Below are 25,906 nucleotides of genomic sequence, written 5' to 3'. Positions count from 1 at the left end.
CGTGACCAGGCACGCTGGCCGCCAACGTGCCCCGCGCCTGCTCCGCTTCATCGCTATGCCGAGAGAACACCGATCACCGATGCGGTGATCACTCGATATCGGCCACCGACCTTGATGACCCTTGCGGGAAACTCGCCCCTCGCCACCAGCTCGTAAGCGTGGCTTCGGGAGATCCCGAACGCGGTCGCCGCCTTGGCCACGTCCACGCTGGCCGGCCAGTTTTCTTTGATCTCCGCCAGTGTTGGCGCGCTGGATGCTCCCTGAATTCTGGTCTCCACGGTTCCCCCTGTACTCGCCTCGTCCCCCAACAGGCATCCAACTACGATACAGTCAATGACATTGCCGTGTCATCCATGCACGAGGGGAGGTGTCCAGGGTGTCTCGCGCTTTGGTCCGAGAAAGTCACCGGCCGTATCGTCCCGGCATGCCGCGCCAGCCGAAGAACTTCAGCATCGCCTGGGTCTCCATAGAGCCACTGAGTCCGACCGGCTATCTGCCCACTGGTCCAGACACTGCCGTACCGACGCGCTTCATCGCTTCGTTCGCGTTGGAGCAGCCACAGGCGAGTGTCACGATCGAGGTGTTCGTCGGCGCTGACCTACGGCCGGTCGTCGTCGATCTGGCCATTCGCGCGAACGTCAAAGAACCGATCACCACATCTGTGTTGCGGCGCGTACTCGTGGACCAGTTACTGAGCAGAGCGCTCGCGGAAGCCGCCGTGCCAAGGGAACCGACCGACCAACCCCGGCACCGCCGGAAGGTCGATCAGGAGGCCGAACTGGCGGCGCGCATCTACCTCGAGGCGGTAGCGACAGGCAGCAGAGCGCCGACGATGGCCGTCGCCCACACCATGAATCGCTCCCGCGCACAGGCGTCCCGGTACGTGCGCCGTGCACGCGAACTGGGACTACTGCCCGCACCGGACCCGCAGCAGGAAGGATAAGGAGCAGCAACGAATGGCAGACCCGATCAAGAAGATCACACTCAAGGACGGGACCGTCCGCTATCGGTTCGTCGTCGACATCGGTCGCGACCCGGAAACCGGACGCCGCCAGCAGAAGACGTTCACCTTCGGCACCAAACGCGAGGCACGCGCCGAGTACGACAAGATCCGGCACCAGCTGAACGAGGGCACCTACATCCGCCCCACGAACATCACGGTGTCCGAGTACCTGGACGGCTGGCTGGAAGGGGCGGCACGGGACCTGCGGGACTCCAGCAAGCGGAGCTACCAGGACGCACTACAGCCAGTCCACGAGCGGCTCGGCTCTATGCCGATCCAGAAGGTCGGCAAGGCCGACATCGAGCGGATGGTCACGTGGATGGAGACGTCCGGCCGCCGTCGCGGAGGCAAGCCCGGTACCGGACTCGGTCCCCGAAGCGTGCGGCTGACCCTCGGGCGGCTGACGGCGGCGTTCGAGATGGCGGCCCTGGAAGGGCTACTCCCCCGTAACGTGGCCAAGCTCGTCAAGCCGCCGAAGTACGCTCCGACTCCTCGGAGCACGTGGTCGGCCGAAGAGGTACGGAAGTTCCTCGACAAAGCCAAGACCGACCGGCTCCACGCCGGATGGCGCCTGTCCCTCTACGGGCTGCGGAGAGGCGAAGTCCTCGGACTCCGCTGGCAGGAGGACATCGACTTCGGTTCCTTCGCAGAGCCATGCCGGGGACACAAGAAGCCATGGTGCGGTGACTGCTACGGGGCGGGGTCGACATACAAGCCCGCGACGATCCGCGTGCAGCAGGCCCGAGTGCTTGTCGAGGGCACGACCCAGGTCGTGCCGCCCAAGTCACGCAATGGCTTCCGGACGCTGCCTCTCGATGCCACGGCCGCATCGGCGCTGCACCAGCTTAAGGTCACTCAGAACGCCGAAAAGCTCGCGGCGGGAAAGGCGTACATCGACAGCGGCTACGTCGTGGTCGACGAACTGGGTGAGCCAGTTCACCCCGAGTGGTACTCCGACGAGTTCGGTCGGCTCGCCAACCGAGCGGGAGTCAAGCGGATCGTGCTGCACGAGGGCCGCCACACGGCGCTGAGCCTGATGGAGAAGGCCGGGGTGCCGATCTCCATCGTCAGCAGGTGGGCCGGGCACTACGACACCGCGTTTACGTACTCGACTTACGTACACGCCACCGAGGAGGATCTCCAGACCGGAACCGACGCACTCGGCAAGATCTACAAGAACACCTGAACAAGCAGTACGAACGTACGTGAGAAGCTGTGAGACGATCGGCCGCCGAAAAGCAGTCAAGGCCTCGTCTCATTGCTGAGAACAAGGCCTTGACCTGGTCTTACTATGCGCGCCCGTAGGGATTCGAACCCCAAACCTTCTGATCCGTAGTCAGATGCTCTATCCGTTGAGCTACGGGCGCAACGTGTTCAATTGTATCCGACCGGAGTCGGGTGGTGCTCGGCTGGGCCGAGCCCCGGCGGAGGCTCCGGGATTTGAACCCGGGAGGGGGGTTACCCCCAACCGCATTAGCAGTGCGGCGCCATAGACCAGACTAGGCGAAGCCTCCCAGGTCGCGACCACTGCCTACAAAGGTTACACACCCCCGCCGGGGCCGGTTCACCCACCCCCCATCAGTCGGGTGACCTGCTCATTCGCCGCCCACGTAGGCCACGAAGGGGCGCAGCGACTCCGGGTTGGCGAGCGCGTCGCGGCTGACCGCCCGGTCGGGGTCGGCGCCCTTGAGGATCTTCTTTACCGGCACCTCGCACTTTTTGCCGTTGAGGGTCCTGGGCACGGCGTCGACGGGCACGAACCGGTCGGGCACGTGCCGGGGTGAGAGCGCCTTGCGCAGTTCGCCGCGCAGGGCGGGCTCCAGCTCCGTCAGCGACGCGCCCTCGGCCAGCACGAGGAAGCACAGCAGTTCCCCCTCCTCGCCGGCCGAGGTGTCGATCACCAGGGAGTCGTTGACCTCGTCGAAGCCCTCCACCACGCGGTAGAACTCGGCCGTGCCCATGCGCACGCCGCCCCGGTTCAACGTCGAGTCGCTGCGACCGTAGATGATCGCCGAGCCCCGCCCAGTGATCTTGATCCAGTCGCCGTGCCGCCACACGCCGGGGAAGTCCTCGAAGTACGCCTCCCGCAGCCGGGTGCCGTCCGGGTCGTTCCAGAAGAACACCGGCATCGACGGCATCGGCTTGGTGATCACCAGCTCACCGACCTGGTCGGTCACCTCCCGGCCCTCGTCGTCGTAGGCCGCGACGGCGGCCCCCAGCGAGCGGCACGACAGCTCCCCCAGCCACACCGGGACGTCGGCGGCGGCGCCGATGAAGGCCGTGCACAGGTCGGTGCCGCCCGACACGGAACAGATCTGCACGTCGCTACCCACGGCGTCGGCGATCCAACGGAACCCTTCGACGCTGAGCGGCGCACCCGTCGAGCCCAGTGCGCGCAGCGCGGACAGGTCGAACTCGTCCGCCGGTCGCAGGCGCTCCTTGAGGCAGCTCTGCACGTAGGGCGCCGACGTGCCGAAGTACGTCACCCGGTGCCGCTCGGCCAACCGCCACAGCGTCCGCAGGTCCGGGTGGCCCGGGCTGCCGTCGTAGAGCACCACGGTGCTGCCCACGAGCAGGCCGGAGACGAGGAAGTTCCACATCATCCAGCCCGTGGTGGTGAACCAGAAGAACCGCTCGCCCGGCCCGAGGTCGCAGTGCAGCGCCAGCACCTTCAGGTGTTCCACGGTGATCCCGCCGTGGCCCTGCACGATGCCCTTCGGCAGTCCCGTGGTGCCCGACGAGTACAGCACCCACAGCGGGTGGTCGAACTCCACCGGCTCGAACTCCGGTTCGGCCCCCTCGTGCTGGGCCAGCAGGGTGTCCCAGTCGAGGGTGCCCGGCACCCGGCCACCACCCTCGTAGTCCACCACGACGGTGGCCGCGAGACTCGGCAACTGCGAACGCAGCTGCTCGATCGTCGGGCGCACGTCGAACGAGCGCCCGTTGTAGACGTAGCCGTTGACCGCGAGGAACACGGTCGGCTCGATCTGGGTGAACCGGTCCGCCACCGCGCGAACCCCGAAGTCCGGCGAGCACGACGACCACACCGCGCCCAGGCTGGCCGCGGCGAGGAACGCGACGAGGGTCTGCGGGCAGTTCGGCGCGAGCGCCACCACCCGGTCGCCCTTGCCCACGCCCAGCTCGCGCAGCGCCGCCCTGGCCGCGCCCACCTCGGCACGCAACCGGCCGTAGGTCATCGTGCGCCCCGCGCCGTCCTCGCGTTCGAAGACCACCGCCGGATCGTCGTCGCCCTTCGCCGCTGCCGCCGTGGGGCGCAGGGCGTGCTCGGCGTAGTTCAGTGTCCCGCCGGGAAACCAGCGCGCGCCCGGCATCGCGTCGTCGGCCAGCACCTCGGCGGGCGGCGTGTGCCACCGCACCGGGAAGTAGTCGGCCACCGCGCCCCAGAACTCGGGCATCGACTCCACCGAGAACGACCACAGCTCGTCGTAGTCGGCGACCGCCACGCCGCGCTCGTCGCGAAGCCAGCGCCGGAAGTCGGCGATGCGGCTGCGCTCCACCTGCTCGGCGGTCGGACGCCACAGCGTCTCCGGACCGTCGGTATCAGCACCGTCAGCACTGTCAGCACTCATGGCCGCAGCCTAGGCCACCCCAACACCCCGATTCGCCGGTTGCGGGCCACACACTTCGTCCTTCGCCGCTGTGGTCGAAGGCGGGTCAGGCCACCGCTGCCGCGAAGTCCTCCGCGATCGCCACGAGCCTCGCCGCGTCGGCGGGAGTGACGGTGACCCAGCCGCCTCGCTGTCGCAGCACGTAGCGGCCGTCCGCGGTGTCCACCCAGGTGAGTACGCCGGGGACGCGGCGCTGTCCCGCGCCGTCCGTGCCGTCTTCGGCGGTGCCGCCCAGCCTGCCCACGGCGTGGGCGCGGCCGACCGCGCGCAGGAACGAGTTCGCCTCCGGCGGGCGCGCACCGGCCTCGCGCATCACCTGGAGGAAGGCGTCGGCTCCGCCGTACTGCCCCGCCCGGCACGCGCGCCGGTAGTCCTCGACGGGCACGTTGCCCGACGCGCCCACCCCGGCCCGCACGTCGCCGGCCGGGGCGAGCAGGGTGGCCACGAGCGAGGACTCCGACACCGGCCCGAGCTTGATCTCAAGTTCGCCCTCGCCCGCGCCCGCCGTCACGTGTCCGTCGGGCCCCGACGTGCCCAGCGCCCGGAAGACCTCCCCGCCCGCCGCGACCTCCAGTTCGAGCCGGAGCCTGCCGGAGGCCAGCGCCCTCAGCAGTGCCACCACGTCCGGATCGGGATCGTCGACCGAGCCGAGGTCCCGTTCCCGCAGGGACAGCTCGGCCGAGTCCCGCAACGCCGCCCGCGCCGCGGACGTCCGGCCACCACGGGCGAGGCCGAGGGCGTCGGGAAGCTCGCCCAGCCCCAGCCGGTCCCACAACACGCAGAACTCGCCGGGGTGCAGGGACAGCCACCCGCTGTCGCCGTGTCTCACGGCCTTGCGCCCGGGTGCGGGTTCTCACCGATGACCGGCGGCGTCACCGGAGCACCGTCGGTCCAGAGGTCCTCGGTGTCCTCCTGCAGGTAGGCGGGGCGGTGGTGCTCCGCGTCGTCCTCGCCACGCCGGGCGGCACCGGCGCCTCCGCCCATCGGTACGGGGCCCGCCGCCCCGCCCGGCCTGCTCACGGGGGCGGCCTGCGCGGCGGACGACGTGGTCGGGCCCACGGCGGTGGTGCTTCCGGGAGGCAACGCGCCGGGCGCGCCCGCGGCCGGGACGGCGCCGGTCGCAGGCCCGCCCGCCGCCGAACCGGGCACGGCCCCCACCGGTGGTGTCGCCGCGCCGCCGCCCGGGACACCGCTGGTCGTGGTCGAGTCGTCCGAGCCACCACCGCCACCACCACCGCCGTCCGGGTCGCTGTCGATGCGGACCTCGTCGGGGTCGGGATCGGGGAACGCGGGCACGCGTGGGTAGATGGCCCGCGACTGCTCCTGGTAGCGGGTCATGACCTCCGCCGCCCTGCGGTGCGCGAGCGTGACGTCCTGCCTGCCGGGCCCGGGGTCCTCGACGAGCACCGCCGCACCGGCGAACGGCTCCCGCTCGGGTTCGAGCGGCCGCATCGGCGGTACCGGCTGCGGCATCTGGCCCGCGGCGGTGGCCGCCAGCTCCGCCTGCTCGGTGACGCACCCGCACACCTCGGTGCTCGCGTCGGCCGTGTCGCGGGTCCAGGTCACCAGCCGCGACATCGTCTCCCGCGTCTCCTGCGCCGCCTCGCCCTGCCAGGCATCGGCGGACCACTCCAGCGCGCGGTTCAGCTCGGTGCCGATCTCGTCGAGTTCGGCACCCAACCTCGACCACCGCGCGGCGATCTCGGTGGCCCCCTCCAGGTCGATTCCGTCGGTGGCCATCCGGTACAGCTCCTCGTGCGAGAAGGTGGCCCAGTCGATGTCGTCGTGGAAGTCCGCCTCAACGAGCGGGGGTTCCGGCACCGGCCACGGAAGGCAGGACAACGGCGGCAGGGGATGCCCGTGCGGCACGGTCATGTCGATTCCACCTCGTCGGCGCGCCCGGCGGCACCGAGCTGTTCGGCGGCGGCCTCGTCCTGGTCGCGCACGAGTCCCGAGGCCGTGGCCACGATGCCGCGTACCTTCTCCAACTGCGCGGCGAACCGGCGCAGCACCGGAATCGCCGCGTCCGGCCCGCCCGAGGCGGCGCCGCGCAGGCGGGTTCCCATCGCGTGGGCCACCACGTTGTCGCCCAGCCGCAGCGGCCGATCGATCCCGTCGCCCTCGCGCTCGGCCAACGCCCGCACCCGTGCGCACAGGCCGTCGAGTTCGGCCAGCAACGTGCGCGCCGACTCCGGATCGAGCCGCAACTGACCCGAGCTGACGCGGCGGCCCACGGTGTCGAGTTCGCGCGCCACCGGCGCCAGCGACGCGGCGGCGGCACCCGCGAACCCGAGGCCCGGCGCGTTCGCCCCGGCACCGACCTCCGTCACGTCCACCCCCAGTACCCGTGCCGTACCGCATTGTGTCCGGGAACACTGTACTGCGCGTGGCTCTGCGCGAGGCCGTTTTCGGCATACCAGCTCGGCGCTGGTGCCGCACGGTAGTTTGGGTTCGACCCGTTCTCGACGCCGAGGAGCCGCCATGTCCGTGATCCCGACACGTGCCGACCTCGCCGCACTGCCCGCCTACGTCCCGGGACGGACCGTTCCGGGGGCGATCAAGCTCGCCAGCAACGAGGTCCCCGGCGGCCCGTTGCCGAGCGTGGCCGACGCCATCGCCAGGGCCAGCGCGGACATCAACCGCTATCCCGACATGGGCGCGTGGGAACTCGTGCGGCGGCTGGCCACGCAGTTCGGTGTGTCGGAGTCCGAGGTGGCGGTCGGGTGCGGGTCCGTGTCGTTGTGCCAGCAGTTCGTGCAGGCGCTGTGCGCGCCCGGCGACGAGGTCGTGTTCGCGTGGCGTTCGTTCGAGGCGTACCCGATCGTCACGCAGGTCGGCAACGCCACACCGGTGCGCGTGCCGCTGACCGACTCGCACCGCCACGACCTCGACGCGATGCTGGCGGCCATCACGCCGAGGACCCGGGTGGTGTTCGTGTGCAACCCGAACAACCCCACGGGCACGGCCGTGCGCCGCGACGAGCTGACGGCGTTTCTGGACCGCGTCCCGGAGGACGTGCTGGTGGTGCTCGACGAGGCCTACCGCGAGTTCGTGACCGACCCCGACGTGCCCGACGGTATGGAGTTCGCGCCCGCGCGCCGCAACGTGGCCGTGCTGCGCACGTTCTCCAAGGCGTACGGGCTGGCCGGGCTGCGCGTCGGCTACGCGGTGGCGGCCGAGGAGGTGATCGAGGCCGTGCGCAAGGTGTACGTGGCGTTCAGCGTCAACGCACTGGCCCAGACCGCCGCGCTGGCCTCGCTCGACGCCAGGGACGAACTGCTCGCCCGGTGCGACGACCTGGTGCGCGAGCGCACGCGGGTGTACGACGCACTGCGGGAGCAGAACTACGCCGTGCCGGAGACGCTGGCGAACTTCGTGTGGCTGCCGCTGGGTGAGCGCGCGGTCGCGTTCGCCGAGCACGCGATGGAGCACAAGGTGGTCGTGCGCCCGTTCGCGGGTGACGGGGTGCGCGTCACCATCGGCACGCCCGAGGAGAACACGATCTTCCTGGAGGCGGCCCGCACGTTCGCCGGGTGAGCGTCGCCGGTGTGCCCGCGCGGCGCACCGGCACTCCCGCGGTCACAGCTGCCGCAGGATGAGCTGCACCACGGCCGCCACGCCCACCACGACGATCACGGCACGCAGCGCGGTCGGCGACAGCCTGCGCCCGACCCTGGCGCCGAGCAGACCGCCGATGACCGACCCCACCGCGAGCAGTCCGACGGCGGCCCAGTTCACCGGCGCCACGAACGCGTAGACCGTGCCCGCGACGACGTTCACCACGGCCGAGAGCACGTTCTTGACGCCGTTGAGCCGTTGGATGGGCTCGTCGAGCAGCATGCCCATCACCGCCATGAGCATCACGCCCTGCGCGGCCGTGAAGTAGCCGCCGTAGATCCCGATCAGGAAGATCGAGCCGATCACGAGCACCGAGGTGGCCAGGCCCGACGACGGCGGCCCTCCGGTGAGCGCGCGCTCCTCACGGCGGCGCAGCACCCAGCTCGACACGCGAGGCTGGACGATCACCAGCACCACGGCGAGTCCCACGAGCGCGGGCACGATGGTCTCGAAGGCGTCGGCGGGCAGCGACAGCAACAGGATCGAGCCGCCGATCGCGCCCAGCAGGGACGCGGGCACGAAGGTCAGCAACCGCCTGCCCTGCCCGCGCAGCTCGTGGCGGTATCCGATCGCGCCGCTGATACTGCCCGGCGCCAGACCGATCGCGTTCGAGGTCGTCGCCGTCACGGGCGGGTAGCCGAGCGCCACCAGTACCGGGAACGTCACGAGCGTCCCCGAACCGACGACCGTATTGATCATTCCAGCCCAGACGCCGGCCACGGCGATCAGCACGGCGTGCCACCAGATCATGCTGCACTCACGCGAGCCGACGATAAGCAAGCTCGCGCCCGGGGGCGCTCGCAGTGCCCGCAAGGGTGTGCGGAGTCACCACCGCGACCGGGCATCGATGATCTCCGCGGACGTTTCGGAGCACCCCGACCGGGTAGTCATGCGCCACACGTCGTCGCACAAAGGGAGGTACGAGTGGACACCACGAGGTTGCGCGAGTTGGTCACGGGAGACGGCCCGTTCGCCTCGGTCTACTTCGACGATACCCACAACACCGAGGACGCCGCGAAGCAGCGTGAACTGACGTGGCGCGACCTCCGTGCCCGCTTGGCCGAGCAGGACGCCTCCGAGGTGACGCTCGACGCGCTGGAGGCCGCGGTCCTCGGTGGCGAGCCGCCCGTCGGCCGCAGTGGGCGTGCGCTGGTCGCCACCGCCGACGGCGAATGGCTGGACCGCCACCTCTCCGAACCTCCGGCCCGGTCGGAGGCTCGGCTGTCCCGCCTCCCCTACCTCGTCCCGCTCGTCGAGTACGGGGAACTGCCGCCACCCCACGTAGTCGCCGTGGCCGACCGCATCGGCGCGGACATCACGGCCGTCGACGAGCACGGCACGGTCGTGGAGGCGCTGACCGTCGAGGGAACCGACTCCCACGTCCACAAGGTGCGCCGGGGCGGCTGGGGTCACCGCGATCTGCAGCAGCACACCGAGGAACTCGTCAAGCAGAACATCGAGCGGGCCGCGGAGCGGGTCGCCGCGTCCGCCAGGAGCACCGGCGCATCGCTCGTCGTCGTCGCCGGCGAGTCGCAGGCCCGCAAGGCGCTGCTCGACGCGCTGCCCGAGCCGGTGCGCGGGCACGCCGTCGAGGTGCAGCCGGGCGGCAGGAAGCCCGGCTCCGGCGAGGACGAGCTGGACCGCAGCATCGACGAGCTGCTGGCCGACGCGGTCCGCGCGCGCCGGGACGACGTCGTGGAGCGCTTCACCGCCGAGCTGGGCAAGCCCACCGGGCTCGCCGTGCAGGGCCTCGAAGCCGTCACCACCGCACTGCGCGAGCACAACGTGGCGACGCTGCTGCTCGGGGGACTCGGCAGTGGCGGCAGTGGCGGCAGTGGCGGCAGTGGCGACAACGGCGACACTGGCGGCGAGGTCGCGGAAGTGCTGACCGGCCCCGAACCCGCGCTGCTGGCCCTGCGCGAGAACGAACTCACCGCGCAGGGGATCGAAGCCGGTGACACCCGCCGCGCCCGGGCCGACGAGGCGCTGCTCGTGGCCGCTGTCGCGGTCGGAGCCGATGTCATCAGTGTGGGTGAGCGAGTCGACCTCACCGACGGGTTCGGCGCGCTGCTCCGCCACGACTGAGATAAAGAATGGTCCACGATGGCTAGTGTTAGCGGGGAACGTTGAACGGTCGGCAGAACACCGAGGTGACAGTGACCGAAACCAAGCCGCCGACGAGTGATGTCGGCGCGCAGGACGACATCGAACTCCGGCTCGGTGCGAGCCTGGTACACCTACCCATCATCCGCTCGGTCGCGGCGAGCATCGCGATGCGGGCCGATTTCGACCTGGACTCCATCGCCGATCTGCGCCTCGCGGTGGACGAGGCGTGCTCAACGCTCATCACCAGGGCCGTGCCCGGCAGCACGATGGTGTGCCGCTTCACCGTCAGCGAGGAGCAACTGCTGTTCCGGGGGGCCGTGACGTCGAGCGAGCCCGACGCGCCCAGCACCGCGTCGTTCGGCTGGCGCGTGCTCACGACGCTCGCGGACTCGGCCGCTGCGTGGGCGGACGAGAACGCGCAGAACGGGCAGCGCAACTGGATTCACATCGAGCTTGCGAAACGGAAGCCGGCTTTTACGTGACCGAATCGACGACACGAGGATCGCGCGCCCCGTCGGACGACTACCAGCACCTGACCCCGCTCTTCGAGCAGTTCGTGGCCCTCGGCGAGGACGACCCCCGGCGCGCCGAGTTGCGCGACGAGCTGGTCACCGGCCACCTGCCGCTGGCCGAGCACATCGCCCAGCGCTTCTCGGGGCGAGGGGTGGCCAAGGAGGATCTGGTGCAGGTCGCCCGGGTGGGCCTGATCAACGCGGTGGACCGGTTCGATCCCGCGCGGGGGTCGGACTTCCTGTCGTTCGCCGTGCCCACCGTCATGGGCGAGGTCCGCAGGCACTTCCGGGACACCGGTTGGGTCATCCGTGTTCCCCGGCGGCTGAAGGAACTGCACCTCTCGATCAACAACGCCAGCACCCAGCTCTCGCAGCGGCTCGGCCGGGCCCCCACCCCGAGTGAGATCGCCCAGCACCTCGGCCTGACGCCCGAGGAGGTCTTCGAGGGGCTGGAGGCCGGCAACGCCTATCACTCGATGTCGCTGGACGAGGTGCTCTCCGCCGACACCGAGAACCTGGCGCTCGGGGACACGCTGGGCGAGGAGGACGCAGCGCTGACGGGCGTGGAGAACCACGAGACGCTGCAACCACTGGTCAGGCAGCTGCCCGAGCGGGAGCGCACGATCCTCGCGCTGCGATTCGTCCACAACATGACGCAGACGCAGATCGCCGAGCGCGTCGGGATCTCCCAGATGCACGTGTCGCGCCTGCTCGCGAGGACACTCAAGAAGCTGCGCGAGGGCCTCGTCGACGACGACCTCTCATAGCTGGGCGGACCACTCGAAAAAATGATTACGTTCGGTGATGATGCTCGAGTGCAAGGCACTGAACGGCGCATTTCTGTGACCGGCCGGTGTCCCTCGTTGGGCGGTATCGCTGTCCCCTGACGGTACGAGTGGGGCCGCACTCCGGAACACCCCGGCCCACCCGGGTGTTTTCGCAGTTCACGACAGGGTATCTTCCCGTACATGGCCGATGGTGACGCACCGGGCGGCACGCCCGGGCCACCACACCCACGGCGCTCCGATGAGCAGCGTGGGTGCGATGACGCAGCGCCATCATCATCACTCTACGTAGTCGAACAGCCTGATCCCGCCGGTCCGCACTACGATTTCCGCCTCACGCTCGGCGCCGTGTCGGCGTCCTGGGCCATCCCCGAACATCCGTCCCTGATCCCCGGCGACAAGCGGCTGGCCATCCGCACGCCTGCCCAGGACCGGTCGGGTGCGGCCGTGTGGGACCACGGCACCGTCGACAACCTCGGGGACCTGCCCTGGGACCGCGCGCTCGCGGAGGGGCGACTGTCACTACGGCTCACCGGACATCGGCTACGCGGGGTGTTCGTCCTGGTGCGTGCCCACCGCAGTCCCGACCAGGAGCAGTGGCTGCTCATCACGCGAGAGGTGAGCGACGGCTCCCCAGCCCGTGGCGAGGCCGTGGTGACCGCGTACCCCCGTCCGAGTGGCCCACCCCGGTGAGCTGCGGGATGCTCGGATGACACGACGGACGCCAGTCCAGGAGGAGCCGTGGCACGAGCGATCTGGAGCGGAGCTCTCAACTTCGGCCTGGTGACGGTGCCCGTCGAGCTCTACAGCGCCACCCAGGACCACACCGTCCACTTCAGGCAGTTCCAGCGTGGCACCTCGGACCGCATCCGGTACCGGCGGGTCAACGAGCGCACCGGCGAGGAAGTGCCCTACGACGAGATCGTCAAGGGCTACGACCTCGGAGGCGACGAGTACGTCCTCATCGAGCCCGGCGAGCTGGACGAGGTGGCGCCGGGGCGGTCGCGCACGATCGACATCGACGCGTTCGTGGATCTGGAGGAGATCGACCCGATCTACTTCCAGAAGACCTACTGGCTCGCGCCGAGCAAGGAGGAGTTCGGTCGCGCGTACACGCTGCTCATCGAGGCGATGGCGAAGACGAACCGGGCTGGTCTCGCGCGGTTCGTGATGCGTGGCAAGGAGTACATCGCCGCCGTGCGCGCCGGGGACGGGGTGCTGGTGCTCAACACGCTGCTGTTCCCCGAGGACATCCGCGTGCCGGAGCAGGAGATCAGCAAGCTGCCCACCGGAGTCGAACCCCGTGGCAAGGAGGTCGACATGGCGGTCAGCCTGATCGAGTCGATGGCGGAGGAGTGGCAGCCCGAGGACTACCACGACACCTACACCGAGCGCGTCATGCAGCTCATCGAGGACAAGCGCGAGGGCCGCACCATCACTCCCGCCGAGGAACCGCGCGAGGCCACCAAGGTGGTCGACCTGTTCGAGGCGCTCTCGCGCAGCGTCGAGGGCCGCAAGCAGGGCGGTGAGCAGGAGGCCGAGGCCCGCCCGAAGCGTGCGGCCCGCAGTGGTGGGACCAGCGGCGGCGAGGCGAAGTCGCGGAGCAAGCAAGCCGAGCCCGACCTGTCCGAGGCCACCAAGGCCGACCTCGACCGTATGGCCCGCGAACTCGACGTCAAGGGCCGGTCCCGGATGAACCGCGACGAACTGGAGAAGGCGGTCCGCGCCGCGAGCAAGCGGCAGGATCGCCGACGCGCCTCCTGACCCGGGGGTGGCGTGCCGCGGGGTTCTGTTCCGGGTCGGGCATGTCCTTCCCGTCTCCGGGCCCATACCATCTCGGAGTGGCCAGAGGGCGAGTGTCCGCGCGAGTTCGCACCGTGCTCCGTACCAGCCTCGGTTTCGCCACGATCGGATTCGGCACCAGTTTCTGCGGCGCGGCCCTGGTCATGTTGCTGCTGTGGCTGCAGGGCCTTCCCGACGACCTCGGGCCCGCGAGCTGGGTCGTCCTCGTCAGCGCGCTGGGCTACGTGTTGCTGGCGTTCGTCATCGGCACGGTGTGGGCCGGCTACCTCCAGAGCCGGACGGTGCTCTGGTTCGTGGCCGGTCGCCGACCCACGCCGAAGGAGGCGGCGAAGGCGCTGCGCATCCCGCGAGACCTCGCCGTGGTGACCGGAACGCTGTGGGCGGGAGGTGCCACGGTGTTCGGCGTGCTGGCCGCGGTGTTCGGCTCCTGGTTCGACGCGGTCGGCGTGGTCCTGATGATCGCACTGGGCGGGCTGGCCACCACGGGCCTGACCTATCTCGCCGCCGAGTGGGTGGCCAGGCCGGTGCAGTCGCTGTCGCTGAAGGTGGCCGGGCCACACGGGGTCTCGTCCTCCACCACCGTGCTGACCAGGCTGGTGGTGACCTGGGGGCTGTCAAGCGGAGTGCCCCTGGTGGGTGTCCTGCTGCTGGTGCTGCCACCCGACCTGGGTGACACGGACCCGTCGTCGAGCCTGCTCGTGCTCTCCCTCATCGGGCTGGTGCTCGGCGCGCTGGCCACGGGCCTGTTCGCCCGCGCGGTGGCCGCTCCCCTGCGCGGGCTGCGGCTCGTGCTGGACCGCATCGGCAGCGGGCACCGGGACGTCGCCGTCGGCATCGACGACGCCGGGGAGATCGGCATGCTGCAGGCGTCCGTCAACGACCTCGCGGCAGGCCTGCGCGAGCAGGAACGGCTGCGCGACCTGTTCGGCCGCCACGTCGGCGACGACGTCGTGCGGCACGCGCTGGAACACGGCATCTCGCTGTCCGGGGACGTGCGCGAGGTGACGGCACTGTTCGTCGACGTCGCCGACTCGACCACCCTCGCTACCCGGCTACCGCCGGACGAGGTCGTGCGCAGGCTGAACCGGCTTTTCGCGGCGGTGGTGGAGGCGACGAACACCCACGGCGGGCTGGTGAACAAGTTCCAGGGCGACGCCGCGCTCTGCGTGTTCGGGGCGCCGGCCCGGCACGCCGACGCCGCGACGTCCGCCCTGCGCACCGCCCGCGCCATCCGGGATGCCGTCCACGGCCACGGCGAACTCGATCTCGGTATCGGGGTGGCGACGGGCCGGGTGTTCGCCGGGCAGCTGGGCGCCCGCAGCAGGCTGGAGTACACGGTGATCGGCGATGCGGTGAACGAGGCGGCCCGGCTCACCGAGCACGCCAAGCAGCTGCCCGGGCGGGTCCTGGCCAGCGGCGCGGCGGTCGAATCGGCCGCCGAGTCCGAGCGCGCCCACTGGCAACGGCACGCGGCGTTGCACCTGCGGGGCCGCGAGAGTCCGACACTCACCTGGACCGGTGGCGTTTGAGCCGGTCTCCTGCCCTCACAGCGGCACGCAGCGCAGCTCCGGCCAGCGCAACACGGTGGAACCCCAGGTCAACCCCGCTCCGAACGCGGTGACCAGTACGCGGTCGCCGTCCTTGAGCGTGCCGTCGAGCACTCCGTCCACCATCGCGAGCGGGATGGACGCGGCACTCGTGTTGCCCGTGTGCCCGATGTTCACCACCAGGGCGTCGGCGGACAGGCCGAGGTTCTTCGCGGTCGCCGTCAGGATGCGGATGTTGGCCTGGTGGCCGACGCAGCGGTCGACGTCCGCCGCCGTCCAGCCCGCCTCGGCCAGCACGGCGCGGGACGACTCGGCCATACGTGCGGTGGCGTGGCGGAAGACGGCGGGCCCGCGCATGGTGAGGTAGTGATCCGACGGCTGGTCCGACACCTTCTGCCGGGACCCGCCCGCGGGCACGATGAGCAGATCCGCGAGCTCGCCGTCGCTGTGCAGGTCGAAGGGGCCGAGGGCGCCCGGCTCGTCGGGCCGCCCCGACCGCAGCACCACCGCGCCCGCGCCGTCGCCGAAGATCGGCACCGTGGAGCGGTCGCCCGGGTCGAGCAGCGTGGTGAAGGCGTCGGCACCCACCACCAGCACCCGCCGCGCGGCTCCGCACGCGAGGAGCCCGGCAGCCGTGGCGAGCGCGTAGACGAATCCGCTGCACACGGCATTGACGTCGAACGCCGCCGCCCCGGCGAGCCCGAGGCGCGAAGCCACCTGCGGGGCGCTGGCGGGACAGACGTGGTCGGGAGTGCTGGTGGCCAGCACCACCGCGTCAACGCGCTCACCGTCCGCACCCGCCGAGTCCAGCGCCCTGCGCCCAGCCTCGACCGCCATGTCCACCGTGGACATTCCGGGGGCCACGACGTGCCGGGCCGTGATACCCGTCCTGGTGCGGATCCACTCGTCCGACGTGTCGAGTCGTCGGCTCAGCTCGTGGTTGTCGACCACGCGGGGCGGCAGCCAGCCACCGAGGCCGGCCAGCACTGCCCCACCCCGCGTGTTGTGCGTGGGCACCTGCATTCCTCCACGGACCGACGTCGGGGACAACGAGAGGCGAAACCGGCCCGCACCAACTTTTCCGGCTACCACAGGGTAAGAGATTTACATGTGTGCTCAATCACAGTAACCAGATACTCCTGGGTGATTGCGGATCTTTTCCGACCTGTTCACGCGGCAGATCAGCGGCCCTCGCCGATTCTCCGTTTGAGCACTCACCACCGCGGCAGGTGCCACTCCCGGTCGCCGCCGCGCTCACGCTCCTCGTCACGGTCACGCTCGCGCTCGCGCTCACGCTCGCGCTCCTCGTCATTGTCACCGTCGCGGTCCCGCCGGTCGTCGGGCTGCCGTCCGTGATCGTCGTCCGTCGTCCCACGCTGCCCGGGTAGCACCGACAGTGCTTCTCGTGCCTCTCGTGCCGCGCGCATCGCCAGGCTCGCCGCGTCAGAGTCTTCAAGCAGCACTTCGACGGGGACCCGGTCCTGGCCTCGCACGGGCGGCCCCGAAGTCGGCGCCGGGTCCGCGGGCGGTGCGGGCCGCTGTTCCGGGGCAGGTACGGGGCTTGGCTCGCCAGTCGGCTCGGCAGCCGGCTCCGTAGTCGGTTCGGCAGTCGTCGCCAGCGTGGACGACGGCCGCGTACCCGGGCGATGCTCAGGGTCGAGCACTACCTCACCGGACGGTGGGGGACGGGACGCGACGGGGGTCCGGCCGAGCTCCGGGGTGGCATCGCCCGTGGTCTCACGCGCCACCTCCACGTCGTGCCGGTTCGGATCGCCCGACGTCCCGGTGAGCGCCACGGCCACCATGAGGGCCACAGCCGCCAGCCCGGCGACCCGCGACCGGTGTCCCCGGCGCTGGAAGGCGTCCTCCTCCGCGACATCCGCAAACGATTTCCCGGGCGGCGCGCTGGCGCCCAGGATTCCCGTGCGGTCGAGCATGCCGCCGTCGTGCGGGGTACGACGCAGGATGCCGGGCGCCATCACGGTCGTCCCTCCATCACCGCGGTCCCCCAGCCCGAACGTCGCACGACAAGATCTGTTGGCTGTCTACCGCGCCGGACGCCGCTCTGTCACCCGCGATCGCCGATCTCAAACCAAGAGAACTCGATCGTGTGACTCCGGGTACGGCCCGCCGCCCCCGACCGGCCCAGTGACACCACCCTCCCCCGCGACACGCCACGACGCCTGCTCTACTGTCCGTCTCGATCACGAAGATTCGCCCGAATGGCGCATCACTTCGGTGGCAGATGGACGTCTTCTATAGAGGGAAGGACCGCACGCGCCAGGCGGGCGCCACGGAGGAACGGGAGCGTGCCGTGGACAACAACGCCGTACAACAGAGCCAGTTCGTCTACCTCAGCGGGTGCGAGACGCCTGTACTGGCCAGGTTGAGCTACGCGCCCAGCGCGCCGTTCACGGTTTCTCTCGCCTTCCGGGTCGACTCCGAGGAGTGGGTGGAGTGGGAGTTCTCCCGTGATCTGCTGATCACGGGGCTGCACGCCCCGGCGGGCATCGGGGACATCCGCATCCGCCCCGACCTCCCCGCCCCGGACGACGCCCTGCTCGTGATCGAGCTGGAATCCCCGGACGGCTACGCCGCCGTGGAGATCGACAGAGGCGATGTGCAGGAGTTCGTGGAGGCCACGCTGTCCCGCGTGCCGCTGGGCTACGAGTCGGAGCGGCTCGACCTCGACGCGGTGATCACCAGTCTGACCACCGCGCGTCCCTGAGGGCGGCCTCGCGGGCTCAGCCGCAGGCGCCCTTGGCCGTCAGCACCCTCGTCAGCGCCTCGTTGAGGCGGTCCTGAGGCAGCTCGCCCTCGGCCACCGCAGTCTCCAGCCGGTCGATCACGGGAGCGACGTCGCCCCCCGCCGACCAGAGCGGCTGGTCCGCGCCCGCCTGGACCGCCAGCAGCACGGCCTCGTCGAGCGTGTAGGTGTCGGAGATCGCGCGCATGGCGCCCAGGTCGTCGGTGAGCACCACGCCGTCGTAGCCGTAGTCCTCGCGCAGCAGCTGGTACGCGGCGGGCGAGAGCGAGGCCGGCTCGCCCTCGGTGAGCCCCGGCACGTCGAGGTGGCCCACCATCACCTCGGTGTCGTCGGGATAGACACCCAGGTCCTCGTACGGCACGAGATCGCTCTCGCGCAGGTCGTCGAGCGGCGGCGTCTGCACCAGTCCCTGGTGGGAGTCACCGCTGGCCCTGCCGTGGCCGGGGAAGTGCTTGATGACGGGCCGCACGCCCGACTCCGACAGCCCCTCGGCGAACGCGGCGGCGTACTCTGTGGCGGTCTGCGGGTCGGCACTGAACGACCGGTCACCGATCACGCCGTTCGCGGGCCCGTCGGTGAGGTCGACCGTCGGGGCGTAGTCGACGGTCACGCCACGGGCGCTGAGCTGCTCGCCGCGTTCGACCGCGAGTTGCCGCACCTCCTCGGGTGTCATCGTCGCCGCCATCTCCCTGGCGCTCGGGATCGATCCGACGAGCTCGTCGATGCGCTGGACCCGACCGCCCTCGTCGTCGACGGCGACCGAGACCGGAACCTCGCCCGCCGCCTGCTGCACCTGCTCCAGCGCGTCGCCGGTGAGCAGGTCGGTGGCGTTGCCGCCGATGAAGATGCCGCCGACCCTGTGATCGCTGACAAGTCGCACGGCGGCGGCCGGGTCGCTCGGTTCCACGCCGACGACCAGCAGCTGGGCCACGCGCTCACGCGGCGAGAGCGACTCGATGACGCTCGCGCACTCCCCGCCGGGCGCCGGGCTGGTCGGCTCCGGCGAGCCCTGCGTGCCGGTTGGGCTCTGCGGTGGCGAGGCGGTGTCGGGCGTCCCGCCGTCGCCGGACTGGTCGTCGCCGCCGCAGGCGGCCGTTCCGAGCAGGGCGACGCAGGTCGCCGCGAGCATCCATCGCTTCATCACCCCACACGCTAGCGCCGCCCGTGTCGCCGCGCGCGCCCGTACCGGTGACGGCACTGAACGGTGCCGTCCATGCGCTCCACTCGCACGACAGCGTCGCGGTGCGCCCGCGCCCGTCCGGCGGCCTCCCGCACGGCGTCGTGCTTGCGGCAGTGCCGAGACAGGACCACGTCGCCGCGGCCGACCAGCCACGTCAGCGAGTCGGGCGAGAACTCGAAAACCACCGTGATCTCCGGAAACACCGTGCTCATCCCACACCTCCGGTCCATTGCGTTACTGGAACACTAGACCGGAACTGCAACGGGTGGCGGGAGTGACACACGCCTGTGATAGTGAAAGGTGGACGGCGGGCCGGTGACGCGGAAACGCGGAAACGCGGAACACACAGGAAGGCGCGGGCACAACGTGACAGGCCGGATGGACGCGCGGCGGCTCTACGACGCGCTCGACGCCCAGCGCGGGGCGCGCGCGATGTCGTGGCGGCAGGTCGCCGAGCAGGCCGGTGTGAGCCCGTCGCTGCTCAGCCGGATGGGCAACGGCCAACGTCCCGACCTCGACGGCTTCATCGCACTCGTGCAGTGGCTGGGCGCACCCGCCGAGGAGTTCATGCGCCGCTCGGCCGAAGCGCGACCACCGTCACGACCCAGTCTGGAAACCGAACTCGCGCTCCTGCTGCGGGCGCGCGACGACCTCAGTGACGCCGACCGCGACTACCTGCTCGACATCGTGGGCGCCACCCTGCGACGAATCAAGGCGGACCGACGGGAGCGGTGACGTGACGCTGCGGCGCGGCTTCAAGGCGGCGGCCAGACGGCTCGCGGCCGACGTGCGCGACGAACTCGGGGTGCGCACGTTCCAGCCCTTCGACCCGTACGCGCTCGCCCGGCTCTACGGGATCGACGTCCTGACACTCGACGAGCCGTGGTTGCCGCCGGAGGCCGTCGCCCACTTCACCGGGCCCGCCGCCGACGCGTTCTCGGGTGCGCTGATCCCGGTCGGCACCGGCTGTGTGATCATCGAGAACCACGCGCACGACCGCAACCGCCGCCGCTCCACCGTGGCGCACGAGATGGCCCACGTGCTGCTCGAACACCACGTCGGCGTGCTGGTCACCCGCGGCTCGGCCTGCCGGGCGACCACCGCCGTCGTGGAGCAGGAGGCCGCCGAGCTGTCCGGGGAACTGCTGCTGCCCACCGACGCCGCCAGGACGGCCGCCTTCCGGGGCTGGACCGACTCCAGGACGGCCCGGTACTTCCGGGTGAGCGAACGGCTGGCCCGGTGGCGCATGAACGTCACCGGCGCCCGCCGTATCGCCTCCCGGTCCCGGCGCTGCGGCCGGGTCGGCAGCAGCGCCTGAGGTGGCTCCCGAAGGTCACGCCGTGGTGCGTTCCCTGCCCCCGTGCACGGCGATCGCGTAGATCACCACGATGTCGAGCGCGATGACCACCAGCGACCACAACGGGTAGGCCGGGATGAACGCGAGGCTCACGATCGCGCTGATGGAGGCCATCGCGATGCCGGCGACCCTCGCCCACTGCTGTCCGGCCAGCAATCCCATACCGGCCGCCAACGCCACCACACCGAGACCGAAGTGCACCCAGCCCCAGGCGTTGTAGTCGACGTTGATGACCAGGCCGCTCTCGGTGACCGTGTAGAACCCGCTGTTGAAGATCGCGGTGAGCCCCACGATGATGTTGAAAGCCCCGGCCACCATCAGCAATGTCGAGGCGAAGGCGATGCCTCCCCAGTCCCAGCCGGACTCCCGCCGGTACGCGCCCGTCTGCCGGTAGTCCTCCTCGACCCGGCCGCGCGTCTGGGGTGGCACGTGCTCCGTGCCGGTCTCCTGGGCCTGCTCGGCCCTGGACCGGGCCTGTGACGTCTCGCTCATGACGTTCCTCCCGCCAAACGACCACGGACTGTCCTCATCCACCGTGGGCTGTCGCGCGCGGCAGCACATCATGCGCGGTGGATGAAGTTCGGGCCGACGACCTCGCGCGGGCGGGTCTTTGGTCCGTGGTGGGCACCGCGCGGCACTCGTAGCGTCACGGGGGTCCAGCACCCACCGGAGGCATTCGCGGTGAAGGAGAATCCCACGCGACAACCCGGCGACGACACGACCAGAGGCGTGCGCGCGGCGGCGTCCCGGTTCGGAACTCCCGAGCTTCCCCGCCATCACGTCCCTCGGCCCCGGGGTCTCGACCTGCTCACGCGAGCCGACGCCGTCCCTCTCGTGGTGGTGGTCGCTCCCGCGGGAACCGGCAAGACGTCACTGGTCGCGGAGTGGGTGAAGTCGGGAGGCCGGTCGGGCGACACGGCGTGGGTGACCTTCGACGGCGGGGACGGCGCGCTGGGCGCGCGGCTCGGCCCCGGCGTGTTCTGGAACGCCGTTCTGCGGTGTCTCGACGACCTCGGTGTGGCGGTGGGTCACGACCCCGGCCCGGCGGGTTCGTGGCTGCCGTCACTGGCGGCGGCGGTGGTCGCGGGGGGACGGCGGCTCACCCTCGTGCTGGACGACCATCACCTCGCGAGCGACGAGGTGATGGTCGACGTCGAACTCCTGCTCAGGCTGACGGCGGGCAGGCTGCGGCTGGTGCTGGTGGGTCGCCACCCGCCCGCGCTGCCGCTGTATCGCTACCGCATGACCGACGCCGTGCTGGAGCTCGGCTTCGCCGAGCTGGCCTTCGACGATGCCGAGGCTGCGGCCCTGCTGGCGGCCGTGGGCACGGCGCCGGGACGGCCCGAGATCCACGCCCTGAACGCGCACCACCACGGCTGGGCGGCCGGGCTGGTGCTCGCGGGCCGAGGAGCGCGCACCAGATCGGCCACCGCGCCCGCCGCACCCGACCTCGACGTGGCCGACTACCTGCGCCGCGAGGTGATCGACGCGCTGCCCGGCGCGCTGCGCCGGTTCGTCCTCGGTACCTGCCTGCCGGACGAGTTCGACGACGCGCTGGCCGAGGAGGTCGCGGGGCCCGGAGCCGACGACCTGCTGCGGGCGGCACGGGCCGTCGCGTTCGCGCTGCCGTCGTCGCGGGAGGGCCACCACACCTATCCCCCGGTTGTTCGCGCGGTGTTGCGCAGCCTGCTCGTCCATGGCGATCCGCACCGGCTGCGCGAGATCCGCGCGGCCACCGCACGCTGGTCGCGCCGCCGGGGGGCGGCGGACGACGCCGTGCGCGAGTTCGCCGCGGCCGGTGCCTGGGACGAGCTCGCGGAGACGCTGGCGAACGAGCGGCTGCTGGTGCGCCTGGTCCTGGAGGGCGCGGGCGGCTCACTGGCTCCGTCGGCCCTCCGGCTGCGAACCGCCCGCACCACCGTTTCCGCGGCGGCGGTGGTGCGGGCGGCAGGCCACCTGGCGGTGTCGGACCCGGTCGGCTGCGCCGATGAACTCGCCCGTGTGCCCGCTCACGGGGCGGAACGTGGCCGTGCGGCGGTGGCGGCCGCCCGGTCACGGCTGGTGGGTGACGCGGCCACGGCACTGCGCTCGGCCGACGCCGCGGCGCGCGTGCTGGGCGGCGAGCTGAGTGCGCACCCCGCCGGGGCCCTGCCCATGCTGGTGCGGCAGTGCCGTGGTGTCGCGCTCCTGCGCCACGGTGCGTTCGAGCTGGCCCGTGCCGCGTTCGAGGACGCCGCGGACCACGGCGAGGTCCGGGCACTGCGCGCCGACGGCCTGGCCCACCTCGCACTGACCGGTGCCGTGGAGGGAACGCTCGCCGACGCCGAAGCCGCCGCGGCCGACGCACTGGAACTCGCGGGCGAGTTCGACTCGGCGCTCGGCGGCCACGCCACCGCACACGTCGCGCTCGCCCTCGTCGCACTCGACCGGGAGGAATTCATCGCGGTCCGGCGCCATCTGAACGCGGCACAACCCGTCGTCGAGCCACTGCCCCGGTACCTCGCGCACCACGTCACGGCTGCCCTCGACGCCGCCGAAGGCAACTCGACCTCAGCGGCGAATCGCCTGCACGCGGCAGCCGCCGAAGCCCGCGGCACCGATCCGTGGATCGCCGACCGGCTGCGGATCGAGGCGGCTCGGGGTGCCCTTCTCGACGGGCATCCCGGCCTCGCGCTGCACGAACTCGACGTCCTCACCCGGCCGAGCGGAGCCGCCGCCGTCCTCGCCGCGGCCGCGCATGCCAGGCGGGGCCGCGCCGAGGACGACACGGCGGCCGGACGGGCGCTGGCGGCGGTGGCCGACGGGTTCCCCTCGGTGCGGGACCGGGTCGAGGCGCTGCTGGTGGAGGCGGACCTGCGCCTGAACCACCACACGTCCGGCCGCGCGGAGGCCGCCGTCGACGCCGCGCTCCGGCTCGCCGCCCCGCACCACCTGCGGTTGCCGTTCCGGCACGCGAGCCCCGCCGTGCGGGCACTGCTGGCCGGCCGGACCCGCCCGCGCCAGAGGCCGGCCGGGGAGAGCCCCGGCGACGAGCACGTCCCGGTCGAGGCGCTGACCGCGCGGGAACGCGAGGTCCTCGGCCACCTCACCGAGTTGCTCACCACCGAGGAGATCGCGGCGGCGATGTTCGTGTCGGTGAACACCGTGCGCACTCACGTGCGCGGCATCCTGCGCAAGCTCGGCGTCCACCGCCGCTACGCCGCCGTGCGCCGCGCGCGGGAACTCGGCCTCCTCGACAGGTGAGAGCGGCGCTGGCCCCGGGCCGCGGGAAGCCCCGGTGCGGTGTCGCGCTCAGCGATCGACCGCCGCCGCGACGCCAAGACCCACCAGCGACACGCCCAGCGTCCGGTCGAGCCACCGGGACACGGCGGGACGCCGGAGCCAGTCCATCGCCCGGTGGGCGAGCCACGCCAGCAGCACCAGCCACACCACCGCCACGGTGATCTCGATGGCGGTCAGCAGCAGCGAGTACCGCACCACCGATGCCCCCGGCGGGATGAACTGCGGCACGACGGCGATGTAGAAGAGTCCGACCTTGGGATTGAGCAGGTCGCTGAGCAATCCGGTGGCGAAGGCCCTGCCCATCCCGGCCGGCGTGCCCGTCGGCGCGGCGTCGCCGGTCGTCGCCGTGTCGAACGTCGTGCGCCTGCGCACGTGCGCGACCAGCGTGCTGGCCCCCAGATAGATCAGGTAGGCCGCGCCCGCGAGCCGCACCACCTGGTAGAGCGTGCCCGCCTGCGCGATCAGGGCGGCCAGCCCCACGACCGCCAGCAGTCCCCAGAACAGGGAACCCGTCGCCGCGCCGAGCGCGGTGGCCGCGCCCAGCCTGCGGCCACCGCGTGCGCTGCTGCGCAGCACCAGCACGGCATCGGGGCCCGGCGTCACCGACAGCAGGATCGCGAGCAGGAGGAAGGACAGGATCTCGCTCATCCGGCCATCCTCGCCGCGCCCGAGGGATGGCGGTAGCACGTATCCCACCCTGCGGGACCAGTTGATTGGACGATAGTACTACTTGTACGTTCTTCCAAGAACTTTGCTGCTCCACCGCCACCGGAGGTCCCCGTGAACGCGGCACCCGCCACCCGAGCCCGCCCCCGGGACTGGGCAGGACTCGCCGTCCTGGCCCTGCCCACCATGCTGCTCGGCCTCGACGTCACCGTGCTCTACCAGGCACTTCCGGTGCTCTCGGTCGAGCTGCGCCCCACCACGACCGAAACGCTGTGGATCATGGACGTCTACGGCTTCCTGATCGCCGGGCTGCTCATCACCATGGGCTCGCTCGGCGACCGCTACGGACACCGCCGCCTGCTGGTCATCGGTTCACTCGCGTTCGGCGTCACGTCCGTGCTCGCCGCCTTCGCTCCCAGCGCCGGGCTGCTCATCGCCGCGCGAGCCGCTTTGGGCGTCGCGGGCGCCACACTCATGCCGGCGACTCTCGCGCTGATCCGCGTCCTGTTCCCCGACGGACGGCAGCGCGCGGTGGCCATCGGCGTCTGGGCGACGATGTTCGCCCTCGGCATGGCCGCGGGTCCCGTGGTGGGTGGCATGGTGCTGGCGCACTTCTGGTGGGGCGCGGCCTTCCTCCTCGCCGTCCCGATCACCGTTCTCGTGGTGGCACTCGCACCGCTGATGCTGCCGGACCACCGCGACGACCACGGCGGCCCGCTCGACCTGCCGAGCGTCGTCCTCTCTCTCGCGGCGATCCTTCCGGTGGTCTACACGGTCAAGCACGTCGCCGACACGGGCGTCGACGGCGTCGCCGTGGTGGCGCTGGTGGCGGGGGCCGTCGCGGCCGTCCTGTTCGTGCGCAGGCAACGGCGGCTGCCCCGGCCGCTGCTCGACGTGTCGCTCTTCGCCAACCGCACCCTGGGCGCGGCACTCACCGTGCTGCTGCTCGGCCTGGTCAGCGTCGGCGGAGTGATGTTCCTGGTCACGCAGTACCTGCAACTCGTCGACGACCTGACCCCGCTCGTGGCCGGGGCCTGGCTCGGACCGCCCGCACTGCTGATGTTCGTGGCCGCGATCGCCGCGCCACTGCTGGCCCGCCGCGTCAGGCCGGGCTGGGTCGTGGCGGGCACCCTCGCGGCCTCCGCCGTCGGCCAGTTCCTGCTCAGCCAGGTCGAAGGCCCGGGCGAGGCACCGCTGGTGGTCACGGGCTTCGGACTGGTCTACCTCGGACTCGGCGCGATCGCCGCCCTCGGCACCGACCTCGTGGTGAGCGCGGCCCCGCCCGAGAAGGCGGGCTCGGCGGCCGCGCTGTCCGAAACCGTGCAGGAACTCGGCGTGGCGGCCGGTGTGGCCCTGCTCGGCAGCCTCGCCACCGCCGTCTACCGCGACCGGATCTCCGCCGAACTGCCCGGACACCTCCCCGCGCCCGTCGAGGCGGCACTGCGGGAGAACCTGGCCGACGCATTGTCCGCCTCGCCCGGCCCGGAACTGCTGGCACAGGCGAAACTCGCCTTCACCTCGGGACTGAGCGTCACCGCGACCGTCGCCTGCGTGCTCACGATCGGACTCGCCGCGCTGGCCGCGACGGTACTGCGGCACAGCGCACCCACGGGAGCCGAGCAGGAGGCCGCCCCGGCACAGCGGTAACGGC

General features: G+C 71.3%; 26 protein-coding genes and 2 tRNA genes. 14 read left to right on the top strand and 14 right to left on the bottom strand.

Going from position 1 to position 25,906, the window contains the following annotated elements:
* Nucleotides 1-53: 53 nt before the first annotated feature.
* Complete coding sequence (locus tag FFT09_RS09225) at nt 54-278, bottom strand: helix-turn-helix transcriptional regulator (protein ID WP_138382397.1); 225 nt, start codon at nt 276-278, stop codon at nt 54-56.
* A gap of 146 nt (nt 279-424) precedes the next feature.
* Here FFT09_RS09225 and FFT09_RS09220 point away from each other — a divergent pair, with 146 nt between their 5' ends.
* Both FFT09_RS09220 and FFT09_RS09215 read left to right on the top strand, forming a co-directional pair.
* On the top strand, nt 425-943 hold the full coding sequence (locus FFT09_RS09220; RefSeq protein WP_244231281.1) for a hypothetical protein: 519 nt from the start codon (nt 425-427) through the stop codon (nt 941-943).
* Nucleotides 944-956: 13 nt separating this feature from the next.
* Nucleotides 957-2,189: a tyrosine-type recombinase/integrase gene (locus tag FFT09_RS09215; RefSeq protein WP_138382395.1), complete on the top strand. Its 1,233-nt coding sequence runs from the start codon at nt 957-959 to the stop codon at nt 2,187-2,189.
* Between the two features lie 108 nt (nt 2,190-2,297).
* Here the strand turns inward: FFT09_RS09215 and FFT09_RS09210 are convergent.
* The 6 genes from FFT09_RS09210 to FFT09_RS09185 form a co-directional block, all read right to left on the bottom strand.
* Nucleotides 2,298-2,370: transfer RNA gene (locus FFT09_RS09210), tRNA-Arg, on the bottom strand.
* Nucleotides 2,371-2,428: 58 nt separating this feature from the next.
* Nucleotides 2,429-2,517, bottom strand: a tRNA-Ser gene (locus FFT09_RS09205).
* Nucleotides 2,518-2,598: 81 nt separating this feature from the next.
* Nucleotides 2,599-4,593, bottom strand: a complete 1,995-nt coding sequence (locus FFT09_RS09200) for an acetoacetate--CoA ligase (RefSeq protein WP_138382394.1) — start codon at nt 4,591-4,593, stop codon at nt 2,599-2,601.
* A gap of 85 nt (nt 4,594-4,678) precedes the next feature.
* A complete protein-coding gene (locus FFT09_RS09195; RefSeq protein WP_081193040.1) occupies nt 4,679-5,461 on the bottom strand; it encodes an ESX secretion-associated protein EspG in 783 nt (260 codons plus the stop codon).
* A complete protein-coding gene (locus FFT09_RS09190; RefSeq protein ID WP_081193038.1) occupies nt 5,458-6,507 on the bottom strand; it encodes a WXG100 family type VII secretion target in 1,050 nt (349 codons plus the stop codon). The genes FFT09_RS09195 and FFT09_RS09190 overlap by 4 nt, the downstream gene beginning before the upstream one ends.
* The gene (locus FFT09_RS09185) at nt 6,504-6,962 is read right to left on the bottom strand and encodes a hypothetical protein (RefSeq protein ID WP_138382393.1); all 459 of its coding nucleotides are present in this window, start codon (nt 6,960-6,962) and stop codon (nt 6,504-6,506) included. Before FFT09_RS09185 ends, FFT09_RS09190 begins: the two co-directional genes overlap by 4 nt.
* 151 nt (nt 6,963-7,113) lie before the next feature.
* On the opposite strand from FFT09_RS09185, the gene hisC reads away from it, so the two are divergent.
* Complete coding sequence (gene hisC / locus FFT09_RS09180; RefSeq protein WP_138382392.1) at nt 7,114-8,169, top strand: histidinol-phosphate transaminase; 1,056 nt, start codon at nt 7,114-7,116, stop codon at nt 8,167-8,169.
* 42 nt (nt 8,170-8,211) lie between these two features.
* Here the strand turns inward: hisC and FFT09_RS09175 are convergent, their stop codons facing one another.
* Nucleotides 8,212-9,000, bottom strand: a complete 789-nt coding sequence (locus tag FFT09_RS09175; protein ID WP_024876546.1) for a sulfite exporter TauE/SafE family protein — start codon at nt 8,998-9,000, stop codon at nt 8,212-8,214.
* 174 nt (nt 9,001-9,174) lie between these two features.
* On the opposite strand from FFT09_RS09175, the gene FFT09_RS09170 reads away from it, so the two are divergent.
* From FFT09_RS09170 to FFT09_RS09145, 6 genes are all read left to right on the top strand, one after another.
* Entirely contained in the window at nt 9,175-10,335 is a 1,161-nt protein-coding gene (locus FFT09_RS09170; protein ID WP_138382391.1) for an Rv2629 family ribosome hibernation factor, read from the top strand.
* A 71-nt stretch (nt 10,336-10,406) separates the two neighbouring features.
* A complete protein-coding gene (locus tag FFT09_RS09165; RefSeq protein WP_024876548.1) occupies nt 10,407-10,838 on the top strand; it encodes an ATP-binding protein in 432 nt (143 codons plus the stop codon).
* A complete protein-coding gene (locus FFT09_RS09160; RefSeq protein ID WP_081193030.1) occupies nt 10,835-11,635 on the top strand; it encodes a SigB/SigF/SigG family RNA polymerase sigma factor in 801 nt (266 codons plus the stop codon). The genes FFT09_RS09165 and FFT09_RS09160 overlap by 4 nt, the downstream gene beginning before the upstream one ends.
* Nucleotides 11,636-11,836: 201 nt before the next feature.
* Nucleotides 11,837-12,346: a DNA polymerase ligase N-terminal domain-containing protein gene (locus FFT09_RS09155; protein WP_176218306.1), complete on the top strand. Its 510-nt coding sequence runs from the start codon at nt 11,837-11,839 to the stop codon at nt 12,344-12,346.
* 48 nt (nt 12,347-12,394) lie between these two features.
* Nucleotides 12,395-13,417, top strand: a complete 1,023-nt coding sequence (ku, locus tag FFT09_RS09150; protein ID WP_138382390.1) for a non-homologous end joining protein Ku — start codon at nt 12,395-12,397, stop codon at nt 13,415-13,417.
* Between the two features lie 113 nt (nt 13,418-13,530).
* Complete coding sequence (locus FFT09_RS09145; protein WP_081193026.1) at nt 13,531-14,985, top strand: adenylate/guanylate cyclase domain-containing protein; 1,455 nt, start codon at nt 13,531-13,533, stop codon at nt 14,983-14,985.
* A gap of 15 nt (nt 14,986-15,000) precedes the next feature.
* Here the strand turns inward: FFT09_RS09145 and FFT09_RS09140 are convergent, their stop codons facing one another.
* Both FFT09_RS09140 and FFT09_RS09135 read right to left on the bottom strand, forming a co-directional pair.
* Nucleotides 15,001-16,026: a beta-ketoacyl-ACP synthase III gene (locus FFT09_RS09140; protein ID WP_176218304.1), complete on the bottom strand. Its 1,026-nt coding sequence runs from the start codon at nt 16,024-16,026 to the stop codon at nt 15,001-15,003.
* Between the two features lie 191 nt (nt 16,027-16,217).
* Entirely contained in the window at nt 16,218-16,982 is a 765-nt protein-coding gene (locus FFT09_RS09135; RefSeq protein ID WP_138382389.1) for a hypothetical protein, read from the bottom strand.
* A gap of 266 nt (nt 16,983-17,248) precedes the next feature.
* Between FFT09_RS09135 and FFT09_RS09130 the strand changes: the two genes are divergently transcribed.
* Nucleotides 17,249-17,731, top strand: coding sequence for an SsgA family sporulation/cell division regulator (locus tag FFT09_RS09130; protein ID WP_138382388.1), 483 nt, complete (start codon nt 17,249-17,251; stop codon nt 17,729-17,731).
* 16 nt (nt 17,732-17,747) lie between these two features.
* On the opposite strand, the gene FFT09_RS09125 is transcribed toward FFT09_RS09130, so the two are convergent.
* Both FFT09_RS09125 and FFT09_RS09120 read right to left on the bottom strand, forming a co-directional pair.
* On the bottom strand, nt 17,748-18,911 hold the full coding sequence (locus tag FFT09_RS09125; protein ID WP_138382387.1) for a glycoside hydrolase family 3 N-terminal domain-containing protein: 1,164 nt from the start codon (nt 18,909-18,911) through the stop codon (nt 17,748-17,750).
* 11 nt (nt 18,912-18,922) lie between these two features.
* Complete coding sequence (locus FFT09_RS09120) at nt 18,923-19,162, bottom strand: DUF2188 domain-containing protein (RefSeq protein WP_081193020.1); 240 nt, start codon at nt 19,160-19,162, stop codon at nt 18,923-18,925.
* A 154-nt stretch (nt 19,163-19,316) separates the two neighbouring features.
* Here FFT09_RS09120 and FFT09_RS09115 point away from each other — a divergent pair, with 154 nt between their 5' ends.
* On the top strand, nt 19,317-19,685 hold the full coding sequence (locus FFT09_RS09115) for a helix-turn-helix domain-containing protein (protein WP_024876558.1): 369 nt from the start codon (nt 19,317-19,319) through the stop codon (nt 19,683-19,685).
* A gap of 1 nt (nt 19,686) precedes the next feature.
* A complete protein-coding gene (locus tag FFT09_RS09110) occupies nt 19,687-20,268 on the top strand; it encodes an ImmA/IrrE family metallo-endopeptidase (protein ID WP_024876559.1) in 582 nt (193 codons plus the stop codon).
* A 15-nt stretch (nt 20,269-20,283) separates the two neighbouring features.
* Here FFT09_RS09110 and FFT09_RS09105 read toward each other — a convergent pair whose 3' ends face one another.
* A complete protein-coding gene (locus FFT09_RS09105; RefSeq protein WP_081193018.1) occupies nt 20,284-20,799 on the bottom strand; it encodes a DUF7144 family membrane protein in 516 nt (171 codons plus the stop codon).
* A 189-nt stretch (nt 20,800-20,988) separates the two neighbouring features.
* Here FFT09_RS09105 and FFT09_RS23420 point away from each other — a divergent pair, with 189 nt between their 5' ends.
* Entirely contained in the window at nt 20,989-23,550 is a 2,562-nt protein-coding gene (locus tag FFT09_RS23420; RefSeq protein WP_279631015.1) for a LuxR C-terminal-related transcriptional regulator, read from the top strand.
* Between the two features lie 48 nt (nt 23,551-23,598).
* On the opposite strand, the gene FFT09_RS09095 is transcribed toward FFT09_RS23420, so the two are convergent.
* Nucleotides 23,599-24,237 carry a LysE family translocator gene (locus FFT09_RS09095; protein WP_081193014.1) on the bottom strand — a complete coding sequence of 213 codons (639 nt, stop codon included), beginning with the start codon at nt 24,235-24,237 and terminating at the stop codon, nt 23,599-23,601.
* Between the two features lie 132 nt (nt 24,238-24,369).
* On the opposite strand from FFT09_RS09095, the gene FFT09_RS09090 reads away from it, so the two are divergent.
* Entirely contained in the window at nt 24,370-25,902 is a 1,533-nt protein-coding gene (locus FFT09_RS09090) for an MFS transporter (protein ID WP_425273051.1), read from the top strand.
* The last annotated feature ends 4 nt before the right edge of the window (nt 25,903-25,906 follow it).

Source organism: Saccharomonospora piscinae (assembly GCF_005862235.1).
GTDB lineage: Bacteria > Actinomycetota > Actinomycetes > Mycobacteriales > Pseudonocardiaceae > Saccharomonospora > Saccharomonospora piscinae.
Note: the sequence above shows the minus strand (reverse complement) of the source record. Positions and strands in the feature narration are given on the sequence as shown.